25 protein-coding genes are annotated in these 24,956 nt (G+C 73.4%); 14 read left to right on the forward strand and 11 right to left on the reverse strand.

Annotation, left to right across the window (positions count from 1 at the left end):
• Window positions 1-173, reverse strand: a 173-nt coding sequence (locus BZL64_RS40790) for a TerD family protein (RefSeq protein WP_143662957.1), incomplete at its 3' end; no start/stop codon positions are given.
• 277 nt (window positions 174-450) lie between these two features.
• Between BZL64_RS40790 and BZL64_RS02595 the strand changes: the two genes are divergently transcribed.
• From BZL64_RS02595 to BZL64_RS02610, 4 genes are all read left to right on the forward strand, one after another.
• Window positions 451-876 (forward strand): DUF6643 family protein, encoded by a 426-nt coding sequence (locus BZL64_RS02595; protein ID WP_086765696.1) that lies wholly within the window; start codon window positions 451-453, stop codon window positions 874-876.
• Window positions 877-918: 42 nt separating this feature from the next.
• Window positions 919-1,743, forward strand: coding sequence for an MOSC domain-containing protein (locus BZL64_RS02600; protein WP_086765698.1), 825 nt, complete (start codon window positions 919-921; stop codon window positions 1,741-1,743).
• A 203-nt stretch (window positions 1,744-1,946) separates the two neighbouring features.
• Window positions 1,947-2,549 carry an Rv1733c family protein gene (locus BZL64_RS02605; protein ID WP_086765788.1) on the forward strand — a complete coding sequence of 201 codons (603 nt, stop codon included), beginning with the start codon at window positions 1,947-1,949 and terminating at the stop codon, window positions 2,547-2,549.
• Between the two features lie 169 nt (window positions 2,550-2,718).
• The gene (locus BZL64_RS02610; protein ID WP_086765700.1) at window positions 2,719-5,160 is read left to right on the forward strand and encodes a right-handed parallel beta-helix repeat-containing protein; all 2,442 of its coding nucleotides are present in this window, start codon (window positions 2,719-2,721) and stop codon (window positions 5,158-5,160) included.
• A gap of 20 nt (window positions 5,161-5,180) precedes the next feature.
• Here the strand turns inward: BZL64_RS02610 and BZL64_RS02615 are convergent, their stop codons facing one another.
• The gene (locus BZL64_RS02615; RefSeq protein WP_086765701.1) at window positions 5,181-7,508 is read right to left on the reverse strand and encodes a hypothetical protein; all 2,328 of its coding nucleotides are present in this window, start codon (window positions 7,506-7,508) and stop codon (window positions 5,181-5,183) included.
• A gap of 303 nt (window positions 7,509-7,811) precedes the next feature.
• Between BZL64_RS02615 and BZL64_RS02620 the strand changes: the two genes are divergently transcribed.
• Together BZL64_RS02620 and BZL64_RS02625 are read left to right on the forward strand one after the other, a co-directional pair.
• Entirely contained in the window at window positions 7,812-8,642 is an 831-nt protein-coding gene (locus BZL64_RS02620; RefSeq protein ID WP_086765703.1) for a DeoR/GlpR family DNA-binding transcription regulator, read from the forward strand.
• 66 nt (window positions 8,643-8,708) lie between these two features.
• Window positions 8,709-9,185, forward strand: coding sequence for an SRPBCC family protein (locus tag BZL64_RS02625; RefSeq protein WP_086765705.1), 477 nt, complete (start codon window positions 8,709-8,711; stop codon window positions 9,183-9,185).
• A gap of 34 nt (window positions 9,186-9,219) precedes the next feature.
• Here the strand turns inward: BZL64_RS02625 and cds1 are convergent, their stop codons facing one another.
• Complete coding sequence (gene cds1 / locus BZL64_RS02630) at window positions 9,220-10,344, reverse strand: L-cysteine desulfhydrase Cds1 (protein WP_086765707.1); 1,125 nt, start codon at window positions 10,342-10,344, stop codon at window positions 9,220-9,222.
• A 374-nt stretch (window positions 10,345-10,718) separates the two neighbouring features.
• Here cds1 and BZL64_RS02635 point away from each other — a divergent pair, with 374 nt between their 5' ends.
• Together BZL64_RS02635 and BZL64_RS02640 are read left to right on the forward strand one after the other, a co-directional pair.
• The gene (locus BZL64_RS02635; protein ID WP_086765709.1) at window positions 10,719-11,042 is read left to right on the forward strand and encodes a hypothetical protein; all 324 of its coding nucleotides are present in this window, start codon (window positions 10,719-10,721) and stop codon (window positions 11,040-11,042) included.
• 303 nt (window positions 11,043-11,345) lie between these two features.
• Window positions 11,346-11,876 carry an ATP-binding protein gene (locus BZL64_RS02640; protein ID WP_086765711.1) on the forward strand — a complete coding sequence of 177 codons (531 nt, stop codon included), beginning with the start codon at window positions 11,346-11,348 and terminating at the stop codon, window positions 11,874-11,876.
• A 110-nt stretch (window positions 11,877-11,986) separates the two neighbouring features.
• Here BZL64_RS02640 and BZL64_RS02645 read toward each other — a convergent pair whose 3' ends face one another.
• Genes BZL64_RS02645 through BZL64_RS02655 form a run of 3 tightly spaced genes read right to left on the reverse strand, consistent with a single transcriptional unit; the run spans window position 11,987 to window position 15,605 of the window.
• Entirely contained in the window at window positions 11,987-14,584 is a 2,598-nt protein-coding gene (locus tag BZL64_RS02645; protein ID WP_086765713.1) for an ABC transporter permease, read from the reverse strand.
• Window positions 14,581-15,330, reverse strand: coding sequence for an ABC transporter ATP-binding protein (locus BZL64_RS02650; RefSeq protein ID WP_086765715.1), 750 nt, complete (start codon window positions 15,328-15,330; stop codon window positions 14,581-14,583). The genes BZL64_RS02645 and BZL64_RS02650 overlap by 4 nt, the downstream gene beginning before the upstream one ends.
• Window positions 15,330-15,605 carry an SHOCT domain-containing protein gene (locus BZL64_RS02655; protein ID WP_086765717.1) on the reverse strand — a complete coding sequence of 92 codons (276 nt, stop codon included), beginning with the start codon at window positions 15,603-15,605 and terminating at the stop codon, window positions 15,330-15,332. Before BZL64_RS02655 ends, BZL64_RS02650 begins: the two co-directional genes overlap by 1 nt.
• A 175-nt stretch (window positions 15,606-15,780) precedes the next feature.
• On the opposite strand from BZL64_RS02655, the gene BZL64_RS02660 reads away from it, so the two are divergent.
• The 3 genes from BZL64_RS02660 to BZL64_RS02670 all read left to right on the forward strand — a co-directional run bounded on the left by BZL64_RS02660 (window position 15,781) and on the right by BZL64_RS02670 (window position 17,303).
• Window positions 15,781-16,368 (forward strand): TetR/AcrR family transcriptional regulator, encoded by a 588-nt coding sequence (locus BZL64_RS02660; protein WP_167396080.1) that lies wholly within the window; start codon window positions 15,781-15,783, stop codon window positions 16,366-16,368.
• 9 nt (window positions 16,369-16,377) lie between these two features.
• The gene (locus BZL64_RS02665) at window positions 16,378-16,962 is read left to right on the forward strand and encodes a DUF4865 family protein (protein WP_086765721.1); all 585 of its coding nucleotides are present in this window, start codon (window positions 16,378-16,380) and stop codon (window positions 16,960-16,962) included.
• Between the two features lie 155 nt (window positions 16,963-17,117).
• On the forward strand, window positions 17,118-17,303 hold the full coding sequence (locus BZL64_RS02670; RefSeq protein ID WP_086765723.1) for a DUF1272 domain-containing protein: 186 nt from the start codon (window positions 17,118-17,120) through the stop codon (window positions 17,301-17,303).
• A gap of 106 nt (window positions 17,304-17,409) precedes the next feature.
• Here BZL64_RS02670 and BZL64_RS02675 read toward each other — a convergent pair whose 3' ends face one another.
• Entirely contained in the window at window positions 17,410-18,321 is a 912-nt protein-coding gene (locus BZL64_RS02675; RefSeq protein WP_397687035.1) for an NAD(P)-dependent oxidoreductase, read from the reverse strand.
• A 237-nt stretch (window positions 18,322-18,558) separates the two neighbouring features.
• On the opposite strand from BZL64_RS02675, the gene BZL64_RS02680 reads away from it, so the two are divergent.
• The gene (locus BZL64_RS02680; protein WP_244205151.1) at window positions 18,559-19,047 is read left to right on the forward strand and encodes a hypothetical protein; all 489 of its coding nucleotides are present in this window, start codon (window positions 18,559-18,561) and stop codon (window positions 19,045-19,047) included.
• A 21-nt stretch (window positions 19,048-19,068) separates the two neighbouring features.
• Here the strand turns inward: BZL64_RS02680 and BZL64_RS02685 are convergent, their stop codons facing one another.
• On the reverse strand, window positions 19,069-20,313 hold the full coding sequence (locus tag BZL64_RS02685; RefSeq protein WP_086765729.1) for an ROK family protein: 1,245 nt from the start codon (window positions 20,311-20,313) through the stop codon (window positions 19,069-19,071).
• Between the two features lie 67 nt (window positions 20,314-20,380).
• Entirely contained in the window at window positions 20,381-21,043 is a 663-nt protein-coding gene (locus BZL64_RS02690) for an alpha-ketoglutarate-dependent dioxygenase AlkB family protein (protein ID WP_086765731.1), read from the reverse strand.
• 67 nt (window positions 21,044-21,110) lie between these two features.
• Here BZL64_RS02690 and BZL64_RS02695 point away from each other — a divergent pair, with 67 nt between their 5' ends.
• Window positions 21,111-22,247 carry a methyltransferase gene (locus BZL64_RS02695; RefSeq protein WP_086765733.1) on the forward strand — a complete coding sequence of 379 codons (1,137 nt, stop codon included), beginning with the start codon at window positions 21,111-21,113 and terminating at the stop codon, window positions 22,245-22,247.
• On the opposite strand, the gene BZL64_RS02700 is transcribed toward BZL64_RS02695, so the two are convergent.
• Window positions 22,234-23,088 (reverse strand): class II fructose-bisphosphate aldolase, encoded by an 855-nt coding sequence (locus BZL64_RS02700; protein ID WP_086765735.1) that lies wholly within the window; start codon window positions 23,086-23,088, stop codon window positions 22,234-22,236. The genes BZL64_RS02695 and BZL64_RS02700 overlap by 14 nt on opposite strands.
• 35 nt (window positions 23,089-23,123) lie before the next feature.
• The gene (locus tag BZL64_RS02705) at window positions 23,124-24,005 is read right to left on the reverse strand and encodes an SIS domain-containing protein (RefSeq protein ID WP_086765736.1); all 882 of its coding nucleotides are present in this window, start codon (window positions 24,003-24,005) and stop codon (window positions 23,124-23,126) included.
• 80 nt (window positions 24,006-24,085) lie between these two features.
• Between BZL64_RS02705 and BZL64_RS02710 the strand changes: the two genes are divergently transcribed.
• Entirely contained in the window at window positions 24,086-24,865 is a 780-nt protein-coding gene (locus BZL64_RS02710; RefSeq protein WP_086765738.1) for a DeoR/GlpR family DNA-binding transcription regulator, read from the forward strand.
• The last annotated feature ends 91 nt before the right edge of the window (window positions 24,866-24,956 follow it).

The raw sequence follows: 24,956 nt of genomic DNA on the forward strand, positions 1-24,956 counted from the left end.
TGGTTGTAGAACACGAAGTCGGCGTCCGAACGGACTTTTCCGCCGATCAGCAGGAGGGCCGAGGCATCCGCGTCGGGGACGCCGGGTCCCGACCTGCGGCCCACCTCGACCCGCAGTGCCGTCGTCGGAACCGGAACATTGGACCCCTTCGGCATGGACATGTCCGCCCCCATCGCGTGTGACCGGCCGGACCGCGTTCCGGCGCCCTTCAGGTTGTCTACTCGTCAACCTATTCGCCCGGGGCGCGAACTCCCATCCACGGCGTCGGAAGATCCCTGTCCAACCGCCGGTAACCCGCCGGGAACTCGTCCTTTACATGATCCGAACCATGATTGCCGCCCCTTTTTGCCAAGTTCGCTCGCATTGGGTATCCGGAGTCACCGCCGACACGGAAAACAACCCTCTTATCGGTCTCCCCAACCAGCACATCGTGGGCTTAACTTATGTGCCATGACCTCCCCCCGCTCCACCTATGGCGGCGGCTACTACTCCGCCTCCTTCCCGGACACCCCGATCTACGACTCCCTCGTGGCCGAGCGGGGCACCCCGCAGATCGCCCCGATCCGGGTCCCCGCCGCCTACGACACGGGCGGCAACCTGCCCGCGTTGCCGTCGGCACTGCCCGCCCTCCCGGCGGCCCCGTCCCCGTACGCCTACGGCTATCCGCAGGCGCAGCAGCCGGCCCCGCTGCAGCAGGCGCCGGCCGCGTACATCCCGCCGCAGGCCAACGCGCCGCGCGGATACCCCGGCCCGCAGATGCAGCAGCCGCGCCCGGCTCCGGGCACGGGCTACGACGCGATGCGCCCCGCCGCTCCCCGGCCGGCCGCGCCCCAGTACCAGGACCCGTACAACAACCAGCAGTACCGCGGCTACTGAGCCGACCCGGGGACAGTCGCTGCCACCTGGCAGGATGAGGCCATGGGGAATGCGGAACTGCTGTCGATTCACGTTCATCCGGTCAAGGCGTTCCGGGGTCAGTCGCCCCGGCAGGCCCTGGTGGAGCCCTGGGGTCTGGCCGGAGACCGACGCTGGGCGTTGATCGACGACGGGGGAAAGGTCGTCACGCAACGTCAGCAGCCGCGCCTCGCGTGCGCCGCCGCCGAGCTTCTGCCCGGCGGCGGCGTCCGTCTGTCCGCACCCGGAATGGAGCCTCTCACCGTCTCCGTGCCGCAGCCGGTGGGGACGGTGTCGCTGCAGATGTTCCGCGACAAGGTGGAGGGCATCCTCGCCGACGACGCCGCGCACGCCTGGTGCAGCACCTATCTCGGCGCGGACGTACGTCTGCTGCACATGGACGACCCCGCCACCCGCCGCCCCGTCGACCCGGAGTACGCACGGCCCGGCGAGACCGTCACGTTCGCCGACGGGTACCCACTGCTCGTCACCTCCGCCGCCTCGCTCGACGCCCTCAACGCACTGATCGCGCGGGGCGAGCACGCCGCGGAGGGGCCGCTGCCGATGAACCGCTTCCGGCCCAACCTGGTCGTGGGCGGCACCCAGGCGTGGGCCGAGGACGGCTGGTCGCGCCTCACGATCGGCGAGGTCGCCTTCCGCGTCGCCAAGACGTGCGGCCGATGCGTCGTCACCACGACCGACCAGAGCACCGCGGAACGCGGCAGGGAGCCCCTCCACACACTGGGCCGGCACCGCAGGCTCGGCGGCAAGCTGGTCTTCGGACAGAACCTGGTGCCCCTCTCCGGCGGCACCGTCCGGATCGGTGACCCGGTCGGGATCATCGGCTAGTCCGCAGGTCCCGCCATGGTTCCCGGACGGGGCACCCGGCCCGCGCCGCCGTGGGAACCCGCGTCCGCCCTTTGCCCGTTGTGCCTTTCGTGAGCTGTTCATGAGAGGACCCGGCCGCAGGTGATGTGGCTCTCTCTTCGCCCGGACCCGTGGGTGAACGGCTCCGCGGGGCGTTATCACGGAGCGGGAAGGGGGTGCGGGTGGTGCGAGCGATCGGTGGACTCTGGCGCTGGCGGCACAATCCGCTGCGCCGTACGACGGATCTGGTCGAGGCCTGGGTGGCGCTGACGGCCCTGCTCCTGATCCTGCTGGTGGCACCCGTCCTCGGGTCTGTCGTCGGCACTCTCGCGCAGGACACGTTGCAGCAGGCCGTCCGCGAGCAGCGGCACTCCCGCCACCAGGTCACGGCGACCGTGGTGCGCGAGTTGGAGGGTTCTGTGCTGGAGGCGGACCCCGAGGCCGCCGGACGCGAGAGCCGTACCCGCGTCCTCGCCGACTGGACCGCCCCTGACGGCACCCCGCACCACGGCACGGTCCTCGCGAGCCTCAAGGCCCCCCGCCGCGGCGACCACTTCCCGCTGTGGACGGACACGCACGGCCGTCTGGTGGCCCGCCCCCTGGACGCCGCTACCGCGACCACCCACGCCGTCATCGCCGGATTCGGCGCGGCACTGCTCACCGCGGGCCTCGTCGAGAGTGTCCGAAGACTCGTCGTGCGGAGCATGGTCCGCCGCCGGTACGCCCGTTGGGACCAGGCGTGGGACCGCGCGGGCCCGGACTGGGGCCGCACCGGCACCGGCAGCTGACAGCCTTCCGTCTCTGGTCAACCCACCGCCCGCGCGCACGCTACGGTGGACCGGCCGAGCATTCGGCATCGACCCGCGCGCGAGGGAGCCGTCGGGGTGCGACACGGCTGGAGCGCCCCGCAGACGACCGAGTGATCAGCACAGACCGAGGTGGGGGCACAGCAACGCCATGGCACAGGGCACGGTCCAGGTGACGCACACCGGTACATCGAGGTGGCGGCGCCGCACAGGTGAGTACGCGTCGCTCGCCGCCGCCCTGGAGGCCGCGGCCGAGGGCGACGTCCTCACCATCGCCCCGGGCACCTACCGGGAGAACCTCGTCGTGCAGCGTGCGGTGACCCTGCGCGGTCCCGAGGGCTCCCCCGGTTCCGTGCGCATCGCGCCCCTGGACGGCGTGCCGTTGACCGTGCGGGCCTCGGCCGTGGTGCAGGACCTGCATGTGGAGGGCCAGGACGCGGCGGCGCCCGCGGTGCTCGTCGAGGAGGGCACGCCGGAACTGCTGGACCTGCGCATCGTCACGCGGTCCGCGGCCGGTATCGAGGTGCGCGGCGGCGCGCGTCCGACGGTCCGCCGGTGCACCGTCGACAACCCGGCGGGCATCGGCATCGCCGTGGTCGACGGCGGCGGCGGGGTCTTCGAGGAGTGCGAGGTCGTCGCGGCCGGGCAGGCCGGGGTCGCCGTGCGCGGAGGCGGCCATCCGCGGCTGGAGCGCTGCCGGGTGCACCACGCCTCCGGGGCCGGCCTGAGCGCGACCGGCGACAACTCCGCCCTGGAGGCGGTGGGTTGCGAGGTCTACGAGGTCCGGGGCAGCGGCGTGCAGATCACCGCACGCGCCACCGCGCACCTCACCGACTGCGATGTGCACCGCACCACTGCCGACGGGGTCACGCTCGACACGGACGCCGTCCTGACGCTGGCCGACTGCCGTATCCACGACATCCCGGAGAACGCGGTCGATCTGCGCTCCCGTTCCGTCCTCACGCTGACCCGGACGACGGTGCGTCAGTTCGGGCGCAACGGCCTGTCGGTGTGGGACCCGGGCACCCGGGTCGACGCCAACCAGTGCGAGATCTTCGACAGCACCGGCGACTACCCGGCCGTCTGGGTCAGCGACGGCGCCACCGTGGTCCTCGACTCCTGCCGGGTGCACGACGTGCCGGACGCCCTGTTCGTCCTCGACCGCGGCTCGCGCGCGGACGTCGTCGACAGCGACCTCTTCCAGGTGCGCAACACCGCCGTGTCGGTGAGCGACGGCGCGACCGCCCAGCTCGACGACTGCCGGATCAGAGACGCCGCGACCGGCGCCTGGTTCCGCGACCACGGCAGCGGCGGCACCCTCAGCAACTGCACGGTGGACGCCACCCAGACCGGCGTGATCGTCACCAAGGGCGCCGACCCCACCGTGGAGCGCTGCACCGTCGACTCCCCCGCCGAGGCGGGCTTCTACGTGTCGGCCGGTGGCCGCGGCAGCTTCCTGAACTGCCGGGTCACCAACAGCGGCGGCTACGGCTTCCATGTCATAGACGGCAGCCGTACGACGCTGCGCAAGTGCCGCACCGAACGTTGCGCGCGCCGGGGGTACGAGTTCGCGGACGCCGGCGCGGACGCCGCGGCCGGTTCCGGTCCGGTGGTCGAGGACTGCACGAGCGACGAGAGCGCCGGCGTACCGGTGCCGGGCGCGCCGGAGACGGCCGTGGAAGCGGCGTCTCCCTCGCCGGGGCTGCTCGGCGCACTCCCCCAGCAGCGTGCCGCCGTGCCGGAGGAGCGGCCGGCCGCGGCCGGACCCGAGCGGGAGGCGCGTAGCTCCACGGACGTCATGGGTGAACTCGACGCCCTGGTGGGCCTGGAGAGCGTCAAGCGCGAGGTGCGGGCGCTGACCGACATGATCGAGGTGGGCCGGCGCCGGCAGCAGGCCGGCCTCAAGGCCGCGTCGGTCAAGCGGCACCTGGTCTTCACCGGCTCCCCCGGTACCGGCAAGACGACGGTGGCCCGTCTCTACGGCGAGATCCTCGCCGCCCTGCACGTGCTGGAGCAGGGTCATCTCGTCGAGGTGTCGCGCGTCGACCTGGTCGGCGAGCACATCGGGTCCACCGCGATCCGCACCCAGGAGGCGTTCGAACGGGCGCGCGGCGGTGTGCTGTTCATCGACGAGGCGTACGCGCTCTCCCCGGAGGACGCGGGGCGTGACTTCGGCAAGGAGGCCATCGACACGCTCGTGAAGCTGATGGAGGACCACCGGGACGCCGTCGTGGTGATCGTCGCCGGGTACACGGCCGAGATGGAGCGGTTCCTGTCGGTCAACCCCGGTGTGGCGTCCCGTTTCTCCCGGACCATCACCTTCGGCGACTACGGCCCGGACGAACTGCTGCGGATCGTCGAGCAGCAGGCCGAGGAGCACGAGTACCGGCTGGCGCCGGGCACCGCGGAGGCTCTCCTGAAGTACTTCACGGAGATCCCCAAGGGCGCCGCCTTCGGCAACGGCCGTACCGCCCGCCAGACCTTCGAGGCGATGGTGGAACGTCACGCGAGCCGCGTCGCCCACGTCCCCGACCCGGACAGGGACGACCTGACCCTCCTGTACGGGGAGGATCTGCCGGAGCTGCCCGCCTGATCCTCGGCCTTCGCTCGCCGCTAATCGTCGGCCTTCGCGCGCTGCGCCGGGACCTCCTTGTGCAGGCGGGACAGCAGGCGTTCGCGTTCCTGCGCGAAGGCCGGGTCGGCCTGGTAGTCGGAGTGGCCGAGGATCGGTGAGGGCAGGGGGTGCGCCTCGGTGCGGCCGTACGCCAGTGGGTCGGCGAGGGCCGCGCGGTCGACCTCGGGGCCGCAGTCGTCGCCGGACAGCCGGACCGGGCCGCCGATGGGGTCGGTGGGGCGGTGGAGGTTGCGCCAGCAGTCGATGTCCTCGTGCAGGGCGTTCAGCGCGGCCGGACCGAAGTGGGCCGGGAACCAGCGGCCGTAGAGGCGCTCGATCGGTGAGCCGTAGGTGAGGAGGGCGACGCGGCTGCGGTCGGCGGGGCTGAGCTGCCAGGCCGCCGCGGCGGCGAGGACGCTGCCCTGGGAGTGGCCGGAGATCACCAGGCGTCCGCCGGTGGCGCGGGTCCAGGTGGCCATGCGCCAGGTCAGGTCGGGCACCGCGCGCTCGGCGTAGCAGGGCGGGGAGAAGGGGTGCGCGGCGCGCGGCCAGAAGGTGCCGACGTCCCAGAGGATGCCGATGGTGCGCCGCGCGGAGGCGTCCTTGTAGGCGCGCCTGCCCCAGGTGACGAAGAGTATGAAGCCCAGCCCGATCAGCCAGGAGCCGAGTGCCTGGCCGGTCTGGGCGGCACCGTGGACGAAGGGGTGGGCGGCCTCGGCGGCCCGGTCGGGGGTCCTGCCGGTGGCGAAGGCGCCGACGAGCGCGCCGGCGCCGAGTAGCAGGGTCGTGGTGGAGGTGACGGCGACGAGGAGCGGGGCCCGGTCGGTGAGCGTGGCCATGGCGCGGGCGCGGGCGATGCGCTGGGTGCGGGCGGGGTCGCCCGGGTCGGCGCCGTACTCGTGGGCCACCGCGACCCGCTCGGTGCGGGCCAGTCGCAGGGCTTCGCGGGCGAGCAGCGCGCACAGGGCGAGCAGCACGATCAGCAGCGCCGGGATCACGGACGCCTGCCAGGTCAGCAGGACCGGTGGTCCGGCGAGGTAGGTCCCGGTGCCGTCCAGCCAGTCCGAGACGCGCTGGGACACTCCGCCGGACATCAGGCCGCCGAGGGCGCAGGCGAGCATGGCGACGGCGGGCCCGCCCAGGCCGCGCAGGGCGGCACGCCCTTCCGGATCGCTCGGGGACCCGCGGTAGAGGGTCGAGGCGACGACGGCGAGGGCGATGACCAGCACGCCCTGGAGGAGGGCGATCCCGCCGAAGGTGACATCGCCCGGGAGCCGGCCGGCCGACCGCCACGCGGGGCGCTCCCACCCGGCGTACACGAAGGTGAGGGCGAGCAGGGTGAGCGCGGCCAGCGGCAGGCGTCGTACGAGGTGGGCGTCGAGGCGGCGGTCCAGGCGGTGTTCGCTGCGACCCCGGCGGCACACCACCCAGACCGTGGCGAGCGCGCCGGCGGCGAGGCCGGCCTCCAGGAGCCGGCCGAGGATGTCCAGGAGGGCGGGACCGCCGGGGCCCCGGTCCTCGCGTGCGGCGGCGGTGCCGACGGCGGCGGCCACGGTGAGCAGGCCGGCCGCGGTGTGGGCCGCGCGCAGCCGGGCCACCAGGCGGCGCCCGTACCAGAAGCCGGGGCGGCCCAGGGCGGTGTGGCCGGGGGCGTCCTGCGGTTCCGTCCTGCCGCTCGGCGGCTCCTGGGACTCGTAGGCCCGCCAGGTGCGGTGGGACAGGTACCAGAGCAGGACGGTGAGAGCCGTCGGGACGACGGCCGCGAGGGCGAGGCGGCGGCCGGGCAGGCTCCACCAGCCGTTGTCGGACACCGCCGGTGAGAGGAAGCCCAGCCAGGAGTGCCGTTCGGCGCACGCGCGCGTGCCCGCGCACTGCCAGGCGGTCAGGTCGAGGGCGACCTCGCAGGCGGCGGCGACCAGCAGGACCGTCAGGGTCAGGCCGGTGAGCCGCACGAGCAGTCCGTACAGGCGGACCGTGCGGGTGCGTTCCTGGGTGGCGGGGCGCATCCAGTGGGCGAGGTTGACGACCATGAACGGCAGCAGCAGGAGCCACAGGGCGCGGGTGCCGTTGCCCGAGGTGAGGTTGGACCAGACGTAGGCCTCGGGGACCGGCCTGTCCGCCGGGCCGCCGGCCGCCGCGTCCACCGCCTCGGCGTGCACGTCGTCCTCGCGCCGGTACATGGCGGCCGTGTCGTCGCCGGTGATCCGTACCGTGCGCGGATCGTTCAGCATCTTCTCGGGCGTGGCTCCGCCCACGCCGTGGACCAGGAGTTCCAGGGCGGCTCCGGCCGCCGGGTCGGTCTGGGTTCGTTCCTGCGCACGTTCCACTGTTCTGGCACTTCCCCCGTGACGCGCTGTCGCTCTGTGTGCGTGCGGCACAAGGATCGCCGCTGAGCGGTGTGTGCACACCCGTTGTCACCGAATCTCCCCCGTTCCGTGCGGGGAACGGGACCCTCAGGTGTCGTCGGCGTGACATGCGCGCGACGGGTGGGTGGTGGTACGGCCGGTGGTGGTCCGTGCGAGGATGGGACGCCCGCGCCGCCGCCGACCGGCAGAATGCCCTTGTCGGGGCAGGTGCGCGGGCGTGTCGGACGGAGTGGATCGGCTTGAGTCGAGAGGACCGGAGCGTTCGTGAGTGAGAATCAGAACCTCCTCGCGGAGCAGCGGCGCGCACTGATCCTGGACGAGGTCCGGCGCCGGGGTGGTGTCCGGGTCAACGAGCTGACGCGCAAGCTCGGCGTGTCGGACATGACGGTGCGCCGCGACCTCGACGCGCTGTCCCGTCAGGGCGTCCTGGAGAAGGTGCACGGCGGTGCGGTGCCGATCGTGGAGGCGAGCACTCATGAGCCCGGTTTCGAGGCCAAGTCCGGCCTGGAGCTGAGTGCCAAGGAGGACATCGCGCGGGCGGCGGCCGAGCTGGTCGCGCCGGGCAGCGCGATCGCGCTCTCGGGCGGTACGACGACGTACGCGCTGGCCCATCAGCTGGTGGACGTGGCGGATCTGACCGTGGTGACCAACTCGGTGCGGGTGGCCGACGTCTTCCACGTGGCGCAGCGCACCTCGGGTCCCCGCCAGGGGGCGGCCACGGTCGTGCTGACCGGCGGGGTGCGCACGCCGTCCGATGCACTGGTGGGGCCGGTCGCCGACCAGGCCATCGCGGCGCTCCACTTCGACCTGCTGTTCCTCGGCGTGCACGGCATATCGGCCGAGGCCGGTCTGTCGACGCCGAACCTGGCGGAGGCCGAGACCAACCGGCGGCTGGTGCAGTCGGCGCGCCGGGTCGTGGTGGTCGCCGACCACACCAAGTGGGGTGTGGTGGGGCTGAGTTCCTTCGCGGCGCTGGAGCAGGTCGACACGCTGGTGACGGACGCCGGGCTGCCGGGCGCGGCCCGCGCGGAGATCTCCGAGCATCTGCGGCGGCTGGTCGTCGCCGGTGAGCCCGCCGACGGTGCAGACATCTGAGGGGACGCCGGTTAGGGTGACGCACCCGTGACGCACCCGTTTCCTCGGCCCTGAGGAGTTGCCCGCATGGCTCACCGTCTGCGTCCCGAGGGACTCGGCTTCCTCACGACCGCGCCGGTACGGCTCGTCTTCACGGAGGAGGTCTCCGCGGCGCCGGAGCAGGTCTTCCGCGCGCTGGCCGAGGACGTGGCCGGATGGGCCGCATGGTTCCCCGCGGTGACGTCGGCGCGGCCGGTCGACGACGGTGCGGGGCGCGACGTGCGGCTCAGGGGCGGGACGCGGTTCCGTGAATCCGTCCTGCTGGCGAAGGAACCCGAGGTGTACGCCTACCGGGTCGACGTCACCAACGCGCCGGGAGCGCGGGCCCTGATCGAGGAGTGGCGGCTGACGCCCTCCGGTTCGGGGACGCGGGTGCGGTGGACGTTCGCCGCGGACGGCACGGTGGCCTTCCGGGGGCTGCTGCGGCTGGCCCGGCCGGGCATGGGGCGGAGCTTTCGGGGCGCGGTGACGCGGCTGGACCGGCGGATCGCCGGGCGGGTGTGAGGAGCGGCCGGGCGGCCGAGGCCCGCGTGCCCGCTCAGTCCCTCCACACGCCCGTGGCCAGCAGGGAGTCGATCGCGGCGCTGTAGGGGCCGATGTCCAGGCCCTGTTCGGCGAGCCAGGCGTCGGAGTAGTACTTGTCGAGGTAGCGGTCGCCCGGGTCGCACAACAAGGTGACCACACTGCCCTGCCGTCCCTCGGCCACCATCTCGGCGACGATCTTCAGCGCGCTCCACAGGCCGGTGCCCGTCGAGCCGCCCGCCTTGCGGCCGATGGCGCCCTCCAGGGCACGGACGGCGGCGACGCTGGCGGCGTCCGGGACCTTCATCATCCGGTCGACGGCGCCGGGCACGAAGCTGGGCTCCATACGGGGCCGCCCGATGCCCTCGATGCGTGAGCCGCAGTCGCAGGTGACGTCCGGATCGCCGGTGGTCCAGCCCTCGAAGAAACAGGAGTTCTCGGGATCCGCGACGCAGATGCGGGTGTCACGCTGCGTGTAGTGGACGTACCGGGCGAGGGTCGCGGAGGTACCGCCGGTGCCGGCCGTGGCGACGATCCACGCGGGCTCCGGGAACCGCTCCAGCTCCAGCTGACGGAAGATGGATTCGGCGATGTTGTTGTTGCCGCGCCAGTCCGTGGCCCGCTCGGCGTAGGTGAACTGGTCCATGTAGTGGCCGCCGGTGTCGGTCGCCAGGCGGGCGGACTCCTCGTACATCTTCCGTGAGTCGTCCACGAAGTGGCACCGTCCGCCGTGGAACTGGATCAGGCGGATCTTCTCGGGGCTCGTCGTGCGGGGCATGACGGCGATGAAGGGCACGCCGATCAGCTTGGCGAAGTAGGCCTCGGAGACGGCCGTCGAGCCGCTGGACGCCTCGATCACCGGGCGGTCCGGCCTGATCCAGCCATTGCACAGGGCGTACAGGAAGAGGGAGCGGGCGAGCCGGTGCTTGAGGCTGCCGGTGGGGTGGGTCGACTCGTCCTTCAGGTAGAGGTCGATGCCCCACCGCTCCGGCAGCGGGAAGCGCAGCAGGTGGGTGTCCGCGGAGCGGTTGGCGTCGGCCTGGACCTTGCGGACGGCTTCTTTCAGCCAGCGGCGGTACGCGGAATCGCTGCGGTCGACGTCGAGAGTCACGCCGGTCCGGGTCTGCTGGGGGTTGGTCACGGCGGGCTCCTTCGTGCGGGGCGCCGGCGGCGCCTCACGCGGCCGACGCCTCGATCATAGGCACCTTCCACACGCTTCTCACCTGCATAAACGCATCTTTGAGGGTCTCAAAGGAGGCCCTGGGGGCGAGGGGCGGCCGACGGGGGCGCATTCGCGCGAGTGCTCCGGGCGACCCCGGACGGCGCGTCGTGCGTACTGGTGCTCGACGCCCTGCGGGGGCAGACTGCACCCGGCGGGACGGAGGTTCCGCGCACGGACGACCGACACTGGGATCACGACACCCCGCACGGGGACGCACACTGGATCTCGACACGAGCTGGTTTCCGGCCCGCTCAGGAGCACGGGCCGGCACACCCACGCGCAAGGGGGCGGGGATGGCGGAGCCGGAGTTCACGGCGACGGGCGTACGGATCGGGAAGCGACTGCGCTCGCTCACCCGGGCCGGGCAGGTCCGGATCAACGACGGCAGGCTGGAGTTGCTCACCAGCTACGGCAGCGAGATCGACAGCGCGCCGGTGCAGGCGGTACGGGCCTCGCGGCCCTGGTTCGCCCCGGACGACCGGGCGCTGGCCGATCTCAACGGCAACCGGTACCTGCTGACCCTGGGCGACCACGACCCGGCGCCGGGTGAGCCGGGGCCACCCGCGGCTCGCCGGTTCATCGAGGCCGTACGCAGGGCCGCGGGGCGCAAGGACTGAGGAGCGGCCTGGGCGCCGAGGCCTCATGGGCCCCACAGGCCCCACAGGCCTCGCGTGGCCGAGAAGCGCCGCGGACCCGGAGTGGCCGCACGGCCACCGCGAGTTGCGCACTTGGGCCCCTTGCGCCACGCTGGTCTCACGTCACTCTGGGTTTACCGGCGATAACGCTGCGAACCAGCCCGCCGGCCATGACAGCAGGCGGCCGTCCTAGGGTCTTCTCGATCCGAACGACAGGCGCCGGTGCAGACGCCGATCGATCCGAACTCCGTGTTCTTCCGGACCTCAAGTCGGGGAGTCGCAGCCGTGATCAGTAACCCAAGCAGACATTGCACGGTAGAGCTTCAAGCCCTGCCGTCGCGGATCGGCCAGGTCCGCAGAATCGTATCGGCGCAACTGCGCTACTGGCATCTCGATCCCCTCATAGACCGGGCGGCGCTCGGCGTGACCGAGTTGTTGACCAACGTCCATCTGCACGCGCAGCCCGACAAGACGTGCACCGTGGAGCTGGAACTGCTCCTCGACCGGCTCACGGTCTCGGTGCGCGACCACGACCCCCGGCTTCCGGAGGTCGACGACATCGAGGCGGTCGACTCGTTCGCCACCTGCGGGCGGGGGCTCGCCATGGTGGCCGCGGTCAGCGAGGACTGGGGCGCCCGGCCGGACGGCGAGTCCGGCAAGGTCGTCTGGTTCACGCTTCCGGCGGCGATCGCGGCACCCGAGCGGGCGGCACGGCCTCCGCGCCGGCTGGCCGCGGACCGGCTGTTCCCGGAGGTCGTGACGGTCGGCGACCTGAGTCCCGCACATGCTCCCGCCCGGTCGGCCGTCGTCGGCTGACCGGGCGGTGATCCCTCTGCCGTACGGCGGAGTCACCGCAGGGGTGATCCGCGCGTGCGGCGGGGTCATGTACGGGGCAGGGCACCCGGCGCCGCCCCCGGCCGCCGGGTTCACTCTGTCGCGATGGCCCGCAGGACGTCCAGGCGTGCCGCGCGCCGGGCCGGTCGCAGGCCCGCCAGGGCTCCGGCGGCGAGGCCCACCAGCGCCACGACGGCGAGCTGTGCGGGCGGGAGCGCGAAGGCGAACGCGCTGTCGCTCGCCCCGTCGGAGGCCCGGACGAGGACCCAGCCGAGGAAGGTGCCGAGCAGCAGGCCGCCGGCGGTGCCGAACGCGGCGACCAGGACCGACTCCCAGCGGACCATGGCCCGCAGCTGGGACCGGGTCTGGCCGACGGCCCGCAGCAGACCCAGTTCACGGGTGCGCTCGTGGACGGCGAGGGTGAGGGTGTTGGCGATGCCGAGCAGGGCGATGAGCACCGCGAGGGCGAGCAGGGCGTAGACCAGGGTGAGCATCATGTCGATGCCGCCGGCCGAGGACCGCGCGTACTCGTCTCGGGTCTGGACGTCGGGGTTCCCGAACCGCTCGGCGACCTGCTCGACGGCGGCCTTGCCGGTGTCCGCGCCCACCCCGTCGGCGAAGGTGACGGCGACGAGGGTGTCGGCGTCCTGCGTGCGGTGCGGGGCCCAGGCGGCTCGGGTGATGACGTAGTCGCCGACGAGTTCGGACTGTCCGTAGACCGCGCGGACGGTGAACGGTGTGGTGCGGCCGTCGGTGAAGGTGAGGCGGGCCGTGTCACCGGGGGCGAGTCCCTGGCGGTCGGCCTCCTCACGGGTGATCGCGATGCCGTCGGCGCCGAGAGCGCGCAGGTTCCCCTCGACGGCGCCGAGATCGAAGGAGCGTTCCAGGGCGGCCGGGTCGGTGACGGTCAGCGCCCGTCCCCTGCCGTCGACCTCGGCGACGCCCCGGCCGAGTCCGACGGCGGTGTCGACCTCGGGCAGTGCGGCGACGGCCGGGGCGAGCCTCGGGCTGAGACCGCTGCCGCCCGCGCCGAAGGACGGTGTGCTGACGGCGACGTCCCCGGCGAAGGACCGCGAGACGGTCTGGTCCATGGTGGCCTTCAACGAGGCCCCGAACACGGTGAACAGTGCCACCACGGCCACGCCGATCATCAGGGCGCTCGCGGTGGCGGCGGTCCTCTTCGGGCTGCGCAGGGCGTTGCGCCGGGCGAGGGCGCCGGTGACGCCGCGCAGCCGGCCGAGCGGGCTGCCGAAGACGCTTACGGCGGTGGTGGAGGCGACCGGGCCGAGGACGACGAAGGCCGCCAGGGCCAGGGCCGCGCCGGAGCCCGCCAGCCACACGGACGGCGCGACCAGGACGCCGGTCAGGGTGACCGCGACGGCCAGGGCGAGCAGGCCGGCGCCCGTGACCGCGCGCGACCGGGAGGCGCCCGAGGTGTCGACGGCGGTCTCGCGCAGCGCGGCCAGCGGCGCGGTGCGTCCGGCGCGTACGGCGGGCAGCAGCGCGGAGCCCAGGCAGACCAGGACGCCGACGGCGAGCGGCAGGGCGAGGGACGGTCCGGTGATCACCAGGTCGCCCTCGGGGAAGGGGAAACCGATGGCTGGGAACAGTGCCTGGAGGCCGGCCGCGATGCCGACACCGCCGGCGAGTCCCACCGCCGAGGCGGTGACGGCGACGACGGCCGCCTCGATGAGGGTGACGGCGGTGATCTGGCGTCGGGACGCGCCCAGGGCGCGCAACAGGGCGTTCTCGCGGGTGCGTTGGGCGACGACGATGGCGAAGGTGTTGTGGATGGAGAACGTCGCGACGAGCAGGGCGACTCCGGAGAACACCAGCAGGAACGTGGTGAAGACCGTCAGGAACTGGCTGGCGATCATATCGGTGTTCTCGCGCGCCGACTCCTGGCCGGTGATGGCCTCGACTCCCGTGGGCAGGGCGGGAGTCAGCCGGTCGACGAGTTCCCGTTCGCCCACTCCGGGGTCGGCGCGCACGACGATGCTCGCGGCCTGGCCGGGCCGGGCGGTGAGGTACTTCTCGGCGTCGGCGCGGGTCATGCCCGTGAAGGTCACCTGGGCCATGCCGTCCTCGCCGCCGAAGGTCGCGAGGCCGACGACGGTCACACGGACCGGGTCGGGCGTGCGCAGGACGGTGGTGTCACCGAGGCGCAGGCCGCCCTTCTCGGCGGCGCCCCGGTTGACGACGACCTCGCCGGAACGGGCCGGGGCACGGCCCTCGGCCAGCCGGTACGGGTTGAGGTCGGGGTCGTCGATCCAGTTGCCGGCGAGGGTGGGCGGGCCCTGCCCGCCGATCGGCTCGCCGTCGCGGCCGACGAGCTGGCCGGCGCCCTTGATGTCGGGGACGGCCGCCGCGACGCCGGGGACGGCCTCGACCGTGCCCACCAGCGCGGTGCCGACCGGCTTGCGCACGCCCTGGCTCTCGCCGGGTGTGGTGATGGTGTCGGCACCGCGTACGACGGCGGCGGTCCCGGCGGTGGCGTTGCCGAACAGGGAGTCGAAGCTTGCGCGCAGGGTGTCGCCCATGACGAGCGTTCCCGCCAGGAAGGCCACGCCGAGGAGGACGGCGAGGAAGGTGCCGGCGAAGCGCCGCTTGTGGGCGCGCAGGGAGGAGGCGCTCAGACGGAGGGAGGCCCGCGCCGAGGACGTTCCCCCTTGTTTCCCAGGGGTGTTCATGACGGCACCTCGAAGGCCTTCATGCGGTCCAGGACGCGGTCCGCGGTCGGGGACTCCATCCGGTCGACGAGCCGGCCGTCCGCGAGGAAGACCACCTCGTCGGCGTGGGCGGCGGCCATGGGGTCGTGGGTGACCATGACGACGGTGCGGTCCGTCTCTCCGGCTGCGCGGGCGAGCAGGCCGAGCACCTCGCCGCCGGAGCGCGAGTCGAGGTTGCCGGTCGGTTCGTCGGCGAACACGACGTCGGGCCGTCCGGCGAACGCCCTTGCCACGGCGACGCGTTGCTGCTGGCCGCCGGACAGCTCCGAGGGCCGGTGGTGCAGCCGGTCGCGCAGGCCGACCACGTCGACGAGGGCGTCGATCCACTCCGGGTCGCCCCGCGTGCCCGCCAGGTCCAGCGGCAGCCGGATGTTCTCGGCGACGGTGAGGGTGGGCACCAGGTTGAACGCCTGGAAGACGAAACCGACCCGGTCGCGGCGCAGCAGGGTCAGGCGCCGGTCGTCGAGGGCGCCCAGTTCGGTGTCGCCGATGTACGCGGCTCCCGAGGTGAGGGTGTCCAGTCCGGCCGCGCAGTGCATCAGGGTGGACTTGCCGGAGCCGGACGGGCCCATGATCGCGGTGAACCGTCCGGCCGGGAAGGCCACGGTCACCCCGTCCAGGGCCCGTACGGCGGTGTCGCCGGCGCCGTACACCTTCACGGCGTCGGTGACCCGGGCGGCGGTGCGGGTGGTGGTGGCCGTCGTCATCACGCACCGCCCTTTCGGCCGAACTGCTCGTCCAGGACGGACAGCCGGCGCCAGTACTCGTCCTCGTCGATCTCGCCGGAGGCGAAGCGGCGGCCGAGGACCACGAGGGGCGAGTCGCCGCTCGGGCTGGAGTCGGCGGCCCAGGGGCCGCGGCGGCCTCGCCACACCGTGCGGCGCAGGAGGGTCACGACGCCGATCACGACGGCGGCCCAGATCAGCGGGAAGAACAGGATCCACGGGCCGGGGCCGCCGTCCCAGTTCGCCAGGGTCTGCATCTCTGGTCATCTCCCAGGTAGGTCTCGACGGTGATGTTCCGAGACTCCCGCCGGGAGGTGGGCCGGGTCGTCGTCCGGGCAGCGGCAGTGTGGCTACCTCCTGGGGAGTAGGCGCGTGCGTGCGGGCTGCTCCCGGCATGCACGATCCACCTCCTCGACTTCTGTAACTACTAGTATGTACAGTGGGTCTGTGAGCACTGCGGAACGACTGATCGAGTCCACCCGGGAACTGCTCTGGGAGCGCGGATACGTGGGCACCAGCCCCAAGGCGATCCTGGAGCGCGCCGGCGCCGGACAGGGCAGCATGTACCACCACTTCACCGGGAAGCCGGACCTCGCCCTGGCCGCGATCCGGCGGACCGCCGGGGAGCTGCGGGCTACCGCCGAGGGAGTACTCGACGGACCCGGAACCCCGTACGAACGCATCGAGGCCTACCTGCTCCGTGAGCGGGACGTGCTGCGCGGCTGCCCCGTCGGCCGGCTGACGATGGACCCGGACGTCGTGGCCGACTACGCCCTGCGCGCGCCGCTCGACGAGACCCTCGACGCGATCCGCGAGCGCCTCGCCGGGATCGTCGAGGAGGGCAAGGAGCAGGGCCAGTTCGGACCGGAGGTGGACGGCGAGGCGATCGCTGCGACCGTCCTGGCGACGGTGCAGGGCGGCTATGTCCTCGCGCGCGCGTCCGGCTCGCCCGCCGCCTTCGACGCGGGGGTACGCGGCCTGCTCTCCCTGCTCCGCCCCCACGACCACCCGACTGTCTGAGGAGCCCCGATGCACGCCATGCAGTACGAGGTGACACTGCCCGCCGACTACGACACCGGGATCGTCCGCGCGCGGGTGGCCCGCGTCGGACACCTCCTGGACGACTGGGCGGGCCTGGGCGTCAAGGCGTACCTGCTGCGCGAGCGCGGGGTCCACGGATCGCCGGTCAGCCAGTATGCGCCGCTCTACCTGTGGAACAGCACGGAGGGCATGAACGCCTTCCTGTGGGGCGGCCCCTTCCAGGGGCTGAGCGACGACTTCGGGCGTCCGGCGGTACGGCAGTGGACGGGGCTCGTGTACGAGGAGGGCGTGGCCGCGGGTTCCCCGGCCCTGTTCGCCGTACGACACCGTGCGCCGGTGGCGGACGGGGCGGTGTACGCCGAGGTGGCGGCCGAGGCGGTGGAGAAGGCCGGACGGCTGGCGCGGCAGGACGGGGCGGTGCTCGCGGCGGCGGCCGTCGACACCAGCCGATGGGAGACCGTGCACTTCTCGCTGTGGGAGCACGGCACGCCGAAGGCGGACGGGGACCTGTTCCAGGTGCTGCACCTGTCGGCGCCGGGGCGCTCGGCCCTGCCGGGCGGCCGCCACTGGTGAACTCCGCCCGCATGCCGTCCGCGCACCGTACGCACGGTCCTCCCAGGCCGTGGCCCGATCGTGTCGGTCTCTGGCCCGCCGGGCGACTGCCGTGGACGGCGCGTGTGCCGAGGATGGGCCGTGACACGACACACCGTCCACGAGGAGCGCCCGGCATGGCCCTGGAGATGCGCGAGACCTGCGAGCGCTGCACGACGGCGGCCCTGCCGTACGACGCGCCCGCCCGGATCTGTTCCTACGAGTGCACCTTCTGCGTGCCCTGTGCCGAGGCCATGCAGGCCGTCTGCCCCAACTGCGGGGGCGAGTTGACGGTCCGGCCGCGCCGCGCCGTACCGGCCTGACGGGGCGGCCCGGCCCATGCGTCGATGTCGGCGAGGCCCTCGCCGAGGCCGACCAGGGCCGACTCCTCCTCGGTGAGCCGGGGCGGTACGCGGCTCCGTCCGCCGGTCAGGCGGGGGGCTGGTCCTCGAAGCTGGCGAAGTAGGCGGCGACCATGTCCTCGTCGGCGTGCCCCTGGACGACGGCGCGCTCCAGGCGGTCGGCGCTCGCGGCGGCCACGTCCAGCCGGACACCGCGCTTGGCGCCCGCCTCGACGATCAGCCGGGCGTCCTTGGCCGCGGTCGCCACGCCGAACTGGGGCGGGGTCAGCCGGTTCTCGAGGACCAGGGCGGACTTGGCGCGCAGATAGCCCATGTCCAGGGGGCCGCCGGCGATCAGCCCGAAGAAGTCGTCCGGGTCGACGTCGAGGGCCTTGGACAGGGCCAGGACCTCGCCGGCCGCGGCGGTGGCCGCGATGACCCAGCTGTTGGCGACCAGCTTCAGGCGGGTGGCGGTGCCGGCCGCGCCGTCCTCTCCGGTCCACACCGTACGGACGCCCACGGCGTCCAGGACGGGACGCACGGCCCCGCGGTGGGCGTCCGGTCCGGCGGCCAGCACGGTCAGCTGACCGGCCTCGGCGGGCTGGCGCGTGCCCAGCACGGGCGCGTCGAAGAAGACGAGGCCGTGATCGCGGGCGAAGGCGGCCAGGTCCTCGACCGCGTCGACACCGGCGGTCGTCGACTGCACCCAGGCGGTGCCGGTCCGCAGTCCGGGGGCCGCCGCCCGCATGGCCTCCAGGGCGGCAGGCCCGTCGTGGACCATGGTCAGCACGACGTCGGCGTCACGGACGGCGTCGGCCGGGCTGTCGGCGACGGTGATGCCGTCGGCGGCCAGCGGCTCGGCCTTGGCACGGGTGCGGTTCCAGGCGTGGACGGTGTGTCCGGCGCGGGCGAGGTTGCGGGCCATCGCGGCACCCATGATGCCGGTGCCCAGCACACTCACGGTCAACTTGTCCGTCATGACGTCACCTTCCTGATCCATCGAGCGGGGGTACTTCGGACGGTACGGGAGGAGGCGGCGTCACCTCGACGCGGCACGCACCAGCCCGTCCACCGTGCCTGGTGATCGCTGAGCATCGGGGCGGCACGCTCCTGCGCCAGGGCGACGGCGGGCGCGCAGGGCTTGATCCGCCGCCCGTCGGACACCAGGATGTGAGGCTCCTGCGGTCGAGGGGATCCTGTGCGAGGACGAGTACGCGGGCGCGTACGACGCGCCGTGGTGACCTGCGTCGGGGTCGTGGCGCTGGCCTCGTCGGCCGGCTGCACCGTACCCGTGGCCGGCATCACCGGCGTCACGGTGACCGAGGACGGGCGGCTGGTCGGTGTGCTGATGGTGTGTCACGACCGCGTCGATGGCGCCACGTTGTACGAAGACGGCGCGCAGGACCGTACCGACACGGTGGCGGAGTGGAGCCGGACACCGCCCGCCGAGGGGCTCGTCACCTGGCCGCTGACCACCGGAGGCGGAGGCTGGAGCGTCGACGACCCGATGCCCGCGGCGCTGGAGAAGGGCCGCACGTACAGCCTCTACGGCTGGACTTCGGACAACTCCTGGTCGACGGCCCACGTGACCTTCACGCTCGCCGACCTGGCCGGGCTCCGACCGGGCCGGGTGCGCTACTTCGCCGGTGACGACGCGCCGGGCGCCGACCGTGACGGCCGGCGGACGGCGTCGATGGAGGAGTTCCGCACGGACGCGTGCCCGTAGCGGCGACCGCCCCGGCCGCGGCTATCCGCCGCTGAGCGCCGCCAGCGGGTCGTCCAGGACGGGCTGCCAGGCCAGCTCCGCCGCTCCGACCAGGCTGTTGTGGTCGAGCGAGCAGGCGAGGATGGGGACGCCTCCGCTGCGGCCCCACAGGCTGCGGTCGGTGACGACCGCGCGGAGCCGCTCGGGGTCGGTGTCCAGGAGGGTGCGGTGCAGGCCGCCGAGGATGATGCGGTCGGGGTTGAGGATGTTGACCAGGCCCGCCAGGCCCAGGCCGAGGCGGTCGATCAGGGCCTCCGCGGCCGTGCGGACGACAGGGTCGGCGTACTCGTCGCGGATCAGTTCGTTGGCCTGCTGGAGCAGGGAGCCCTCGGGGCCGGGCTCGCGGCCGGCGGTGGTGAGCAGGGCCAGCGGGTCGGCCTCGACGTCGAGGCAGCCGCGACTGCCGCAGTGGCAGGGGCGGCCCTCCGGGTTGACGGTGAGGTGCCCGACTTCCAGGGCGAGGCCCGAACTGCCCGTGTGCAGGCGCCCGTCGAGGACGAGCGCGCCACCGACCCCGCGGTGCCCGGTGGCCACGCACAGCAGATCACGGGCGCCGCGACCGGCGCCGTGCCGGTGCTCGGCGAGGGCGGCGGCGTTGACGTCGTTGGCGGCGAACGCGGGGCCGTCGAGGCCGGCCGCGCGGACCCGCTCGGCGAAGATCTCCCGGACCGGCGCCCCCACCGGCCAGGCGAGGTGGAGCGGGTTCAGCGCCAGGCCCTCGGGCGCTGTCACCGCGGACGGCACGGCGAGTCCGGCGCCCACGCAGCGCCGGCCGGTCCGGCGCAGCAGGTCGGCCCCGGCCTCCACGGCGGCACCGAGGACCTTGGCCGGGTCGGCGTCGACGGCCTCGCAGCTGGGCGTCGTGGCGACGATCCGCCCGCCGAGGCCGACCAGCGCGGCCCGGAAGCCGTCGGCGTGCACCTGGGCGGCCAGCACGACGGGACCGTCCTCGTCGACCGTGAGCCGGTGGGAGGGCCGGCCCTGTGAGCCGGCGGCGGCGCCGGGCCGCGCGTCGACCCGGATCAGCCCCAGGGCCTCCAGTTCGGCGGCGACCGCGCCGGCCGTGGCACGAGTGACGCCGAGTTCCGCGGTGAGCACCGCGCGGGTCGGCGCCCGCCCGGTGTGCACGAGCTCCAGCGCGGGGCCGAGCGCACCGCGCCCCCTGTCCAACCGCGCTCTCGAGGTGGTCCCTTCCCCCGCCGGCCGGGGGTCCGCCTTGCCGCTCATGAGGGCGAGTCTCCCATGATCCGCCGGGGCGTCCGTTTCGGATCGGCCCGGTCCCGGTCCTGGGGTGTCAGGGGGCTTCCGGGAAGCCGCCGACGCGCAGGGTCACGTTCAGTCTGCCGGTCAGGCCCAGCCCCGCCGGGGCCGTCCGGGGACACACCCGCGGCACCCCGTGGTGGGCGAGCCGGGAGGGCCCGCCGAACACGAACAGGTCGCCGCTGCGCAGCTCGACGTCGGCGTAGGGGCGGGTACGGGTCTCGGTGTTGCCGAAGCGGAACACGCAGGTGTCGCCGAGGCTGAGGGACACCACGGGCGCGTCCGACGCCTCGTCGGCGTCGCGGTGCATGCCCATGCGGGCGTCGCCGTCGTAGAAGTTGATCAGCGCGATGTCGTACGTGGCCCCTTCGGCCGCCTCCGGGCCGAGCGTGTCGGTCACCGCACGCCGGCCCAGCTCGCCCAGCCAGGCCGGGAAGGGTTTCACGGGGGCGCCGTCGCCGTCGACGACGGTGCGGGCGTAGGCGTACGGGTGCCAGTGCAGGCCGAGGCAGACCTGGCGGGCGGTCATGGTGCCGCCGCCGGGCGTGCGGACGGTGCGCAGTCCGGCGGGCGGGCGGGCCCAGTCCCGGCAGGCCGCCAGCAGCTCCCGCTGAGCGGTGGCGTCCAGCCAGTCCGGCAGGTGCACGGCGCCCGGCGCGACCTCCGCGCGTTCCCGGGGAAACAGCTCGGTGTCCATGTCACCATCCTGCCCCACCGGGTCTGAGCTGCGGCTGGGCTAGCCTTGACCCACGATGAACGACCGTATGACGACGCCGTGGGGCGAGGTCGCACTGGCCCGCCACCCCGAGGACCCTCGTGACAGGCTGCGCGCCTGGGACGCCTCCGACGCGTACCTGCTGCGCCACCTGGCCGGGCAGGACGTTCCGCTGTCCGGCACGGTCGTCGTGCTCGGCGACCGCTGGGGCGCGCTGGTGACGGCACTGGCCGCGCACCGGCCCACGCAGATCACCGACTCCTGGCTGGGGCAGGAGGCGACCCGGGCGAACCTCGCCCGCAACGGTGTCGAGCCCGGCTCCGTACGCCTGCTGACCACGCAGGACCCGCCCCCCGAGCGCGTCGACGTGCTGCTGGTGCGGGTACCGAAGAGCCTCGCGTTGCTGGAGGACCAGTTGCTGCGGCTGGCGCCGTCGGTGCACGCGGGGACGGTCGTGATCGGCACCGGCATGGTCAAGGAGATCCACACCTCGACCCTCCGGCTGTTCGAGCGGCTCCTCGGTCCCACCCGCACCTCCCTCGCCCAGCAGAAGGCCCGGCTGATCCTCTGCGACCCCGACCCCGCGCTGAAACGTCCCGCCAACCCGTGGCCGTACGGATACGACCTCCCCGCCGACGTCGGTCCGCTGGCCGGGCGGCCGGTCGTCAATCACGCGGGGGTGTTCTGCGCCGACCGGCTCGACCTCGGCACCCGCTTCCTCCTCGCGCATCTGCCGCCGACGCAGGGCGCCCAGCGCGTCGTCGACCTGGGCTGCGGCAACGGTGTCGTGGGGACGGCCGTGGCGCTGGCCAACCCGCAGGCCGAGGTGCTGTTCACTGACGAGTCGTTCCAGGCGGTGGCCTCGGCGGAGGCGACGTACCGGGCCAACGGGGTGCCGGGGCACGGTGAGTTCCGGGTCGGGGACGGGCTCGCGGGCGTGGCCGACGACAGCGTGGACTTCGTGCTCAACAACCCGCCCTTCCACTCCCACCAGGCCACGACGGACGCCACGGCCCTGCGGATGTTCACCGGGGCGCGGCGCGTGCTGCGGCCGGGTGGCGAGCTGTGGGTGGTCGGCAACCGGCACCTCGGGTACCACGTGAAGCTGCGGCGCCTGTTCGGCAACAGTCACCTGGTCGCCGGTGACCCGAAGTTCGTGGTGCTGAGGGCCGTCAAGCAGGGATGAGCCCGCTGCTGATCCGCTCGACGGCGTACGCCATCGCCTCCCGTCCGACGGCGAGGTAGCCGCGAGAGTCGACCGCGTCGGGATGCGCGGCGAGGTAGTCGCGGATCGCGCCGGTCATGGCCTGGTTGAGGGCCGTGCCGATGTTGACCTTGGCGATGCCGCCGGCGACGGCCGCCCTCAACTCGCCGTCCGGCACACCGGAGGAACCGTGCAGGACGAGCGGCACGTCCACGGAGGCCCGCAGCCGCCGGAGGAGTCCGTGGTCGAGGGCGGCGGTCCGGGTGGTCATCGCGTGCGCGCTGCCGACGGCCACGGCGAGGGCGTCCACCCGCGAGTCGGTCACGAAGGCGCGGGCCTCGGTGGGGTCGGTGCGGGCACCGGGCGTGTGGGCGTCACGCGGCGCTTCCCCATCCTTGCCGCCGATCTCCCCCAACTCGGCTTCGATCCAGAGCCCTTGGGAGTGGGCACGGTCGGCCGCCGCGCGGGTCGAGGCCAGGTTGTCGGCGTAGGGAAGGTGCGAGGCGTCGTACATCACGGAACTGAAACCGGCGTCCGCCGCCTCCTGGAGCAGGGCGTGGGAGCGTACGTGGTCGAGGTGCAACGCGACGGGTACGGCGGCCCGTTCGGCGGCGGCGACGGCCGCGCGGGCGAGCGGGAGGAGGCGGCCGTGGCGGAACTTGACGGCGTTCTCGCTGACTTGGAGGACGACGGGCACACCCGCGCTCTCGGCGCCGGTGATGACCGCCTCGATGTGTTCGAGGGTGATGATGTTGAAGGCGACGACGGCGGTGCGGGCCGCGCGGGCCCGGCTGACCAGGTCACCGGTGGTGGTGAGGGGCACGGGGTCTCCTCGTTTCAGGGGGCACTTCAGGCACTTCAGGGCGTGAGGATCACCGACCGGGTGAGGTGGCGCGGCCGGTCCGGGTCGAGGCCGCGGGCCCGGGCGAGCGTCACGGCGAGGCGTTGGGCGCGCACGAGTTCGGCGAGGGGGTCCAGGGTGCTCTGGACCCACAGGGCACCGGTGGCGCGGACCTGTTCGGCAAGCCCGTCCGGAGCCTCGCCGAACATCCAGGTCGCCGTGCCTTCGGTGGAGACGCTGATCGGACCGTGGCGGTACTCCATCGCGGGGTATGCCTCGCTCCAGGCGAGGGCCGCCTCACGCATCTTCAGGGCGGCCTCGTCGGCCAGCCCGACCGTCCAGCCGCGGCCCAGGAAGGTGAACTGACCGCATTCCACGAGCCCTTCGGGCAGCGGTTCGGCCAGGGCGGTGCGGGCGTCGGCGACGACGGCGTCGGTGTGCAGGCCGAGGTGGGCGCGGAGCAGGGTGAGCGCGGTGGTGGCGAACCGGGTCTGCACGACCGAGCGTTCGTCGGCGTGGCCGAGGACCACGGTGTGGTCGGCCGCGGTCCTGACGGGCGTCGCGGGGTCGGCGGTGATCGCGGTGGTGCGGGTGCGTCCGCGCAGGCGGGTGAGCAGGTCGACAACCTCGGTGGTGGTGCCGGAGCGGGTGAGGGCGACGACCCGGTCGTAGGCCCGGTGGTACGGGAACTCGGAGGCGGCGTGGGCGTCGCTCTCCCCGTGGCCCGCTGCTTCGCGCAGGGCGGCGGCGGACCGGGCCATGAAGAAGGAGGTGCCGCATCCGACGAACGCGACGCGTTCGCCCGCGCTCGGCAACTCGCCGCGGAATCGGGCGACTTCGCTCGCGGCGCGGGTCCAGCACTCGGGCTGGCCGGTCAGCTCGTCCTCGACGTGGGTCATGTCCCACCCTCCCGACGGTGATGTTTCCTGCAAGATAGAGCCACCTTTCGAACAACTTCAAGCATGCGAACGGAGTCTTCATGTCCCGCGACACCCGGTGGAAGACACTGCTGGACCTCCTCGTGGAGCGCGGCCGGCTGAACGTCGAGGAGGCGGCGGCGGAGCTGGGGGTGTCGGCGGCCACTATCCGCCGGGACCTCGACCAACTCGCCGAGCAGCAGCTGCTGGTGCGTACGCGGGGCGGCGCGGTCGTGCACGGGGTGTCGTACGAACTGCCGTTGCGGTACAAGACCGCGCGCCGGGCCTCGGAGAAGCAGCGCATCGCGCGGGCGGTCGCGGAACTGGTGGCGCCCGGCGAGGCGGTGGGGCTGACCGGCGGCACGACGACCACGGAGGTGGCCCGCGCCCTCGCCGTGCGCGAAGATCTGGCCGCCGGCTCGCCTGCGTTGACGGTGGTCACCAACGCGCTGAACATCGCCGCCGAGTTGGCGGTACGGCCCCAGTTCAAGATCGTGGTCACCGGCGGGGTGGCGCGGGCGCAGTCCTACGAGCTGGTGGGGCCGCTCGCGGACGGCGTGCTGGGGCAGATCACGCTGGATGTGGCGGTGCTGGGCGTCGTCGCCTTCGACGCGACGCACGGCGCCGCCGCCCACGACGAGGCCGAGGCGGCGGTCGACCGGCTGCTGTGCGAGCGCGCCGTACGGGTCGTCGTCGCGGCCGACTCCGGCAAGCTGGGCCGCCGCGCGTTCGCCCGGATCTGCGCGGCCGACGCGGTGGACACGCTGGTCACGGACTCGGCGGCCGACGCACGGACGGTACGGCGGTTCGAGGAGGCCGGGATCCGGGTGCTCGCGGTGTGACCACATCGGACGTGCGTGGCGCAACGCACCGGATCACCGGCGAAACACCGCACGTGACGGTCCGAACTGCCCTAACCTGTCGAAGATTTCA

The sequence above is a fragment of the Streptomyces bobili genome, assembly GCF_002154575.1.
GTDB lineage: Bacteria > Actinomycetota > Actinomycetes > Streptomycetales > Streptomycetaceae > Streptomyces > Streptomyces bobili.

What these genes read in the sequence shown, in the direction of transcription:
- BZL64_RS02595 (WP_086765696.1), top strand. Translation starts at nt 451, where the DNA reads ATGACCTCCCCCCGCTCCACCTATGGCGGCGGCTACTACTCCGCCTCC.
- BZL64_RS02600 (WP_086765698.1), top strand. Translation starts at nt 919, where the DNA reads ATGGGGAATGCGGAACTGCTGTCGATTCACGTTCATCCGGTCAAGGCG.
- BZL64_RS02610 (WP_086765700.1), top strand. Translation starts at nt 2,719, where the DNA reads ATGGCACAGGGCACGGTCCAGGTGACGCACACCGGTACATCGAGGTGG.
- BZL64_RS02625 (WP_086765705.1), top strand. Translation starts at nt 8,709, where the DNA reads ATGGCTCACCGTCTGCGTCCCGAGGGACTCGGCTTCCTCACGACCGCG.
- BZL64_RS02635 (WP_086765709.1), top strand. Translation starts at nt 10,719, where the DNA reads ATGGCGGAGCCGGAGTTCACGGCGACGGGCGTACGGATCGGGAAGCGA.
- BZL64_RS02645 (WP_086765713.1), bottom strand. Translation starts at nt 14,584, where the DNA reads ATGAACACCCCTGGGAAACAAGGGGGAACGTCCTCGGCGCGGGCCTCC.
- BZL64_RS02650 (WP_086765715.1), bottom strand. Translation starts at nt 15,330, where the DNA reads ATGACGACGGCCACCACCACCCGCACCGCCGCCCGGGTCACCGACGCC.
- BZL64_RS02655 (WP_086765717.1), bottom strand. Translation starts at nt 15,605, where the DNA reads ATGCAGACCCTGGCGAACTGGGACGGCGGCCCCGGCCCGTGGATCCTG.
- BZL64_RS02660 (WP_167396080.1), top strand. Translation starts at nt 15,781, where the DNA reads ATGTACAGTGGGTCTGTGAGCACTGCGGAACGACTGATCGAGTCCACC.
- BZL64_RS02665 (WP_086765721.1), top strand. Translation starts at nt 16,378, where the DNA reads ATGCACGCCATGCAGTACGAGGTGACACTGCCCGCCGACTACGACACC.
- BZL64_RS02670 (WP_086765723.1), top strand. Translation starts at nt 17,118, where the DNA reads ATGGCCCTGGAGATGCGCGAGACCTGCGAGCGCTGCACGACGGCGGCC.
- BZL64_RS02675 (WP_397687035.1), bottom strand. Translation starts at nt 18,321, where the DNA reads ATGGATCAGGAAGGTGACGTCATGACGGACAAGTTGACCGTGAGTGTG.
- BZL64_RS02685 (WP_086765729.1), bottom strand. Translation starts at nt 20,313, where the DNA reads ATGAGCGGCAAGGCGGACCCCCGGCCGGCGGGGGAAGGGACCACCTCG.
- BZL64_RS02690 (WP_086765731.1), bottom strand. Translation starts at nt 21,043, where the DNA reads ATGGACACCGAGCTGTTTCCCCGGGAACGCGCGGAGGTCGCGCCGGGC.
- BZL64_RS02695 (WP_086765733.1), top strand. Translation starts at nt 21,111, where the DNA reads ATGACGACGCCGTGGGGCGAGGTCGCACTGGCCCGCCACCCCGAGGAC.
- BZL64_RS02705 (WP_086765736.1), bottom strand. Translation starts at nt 24,005, where the DNA reads ATGACCCACGTCGAGGACGAGCTGACCGGCCAGCCCGAGTGCTGGACC.
- BZL64_RS02710 (WP_086765738.1), top strand. Translation starts at nt 24,086, where the DNA reads ATGTCCCGCGACACCCGGTGGAAGACACTGCTGGACCTCCTCGTGGAG.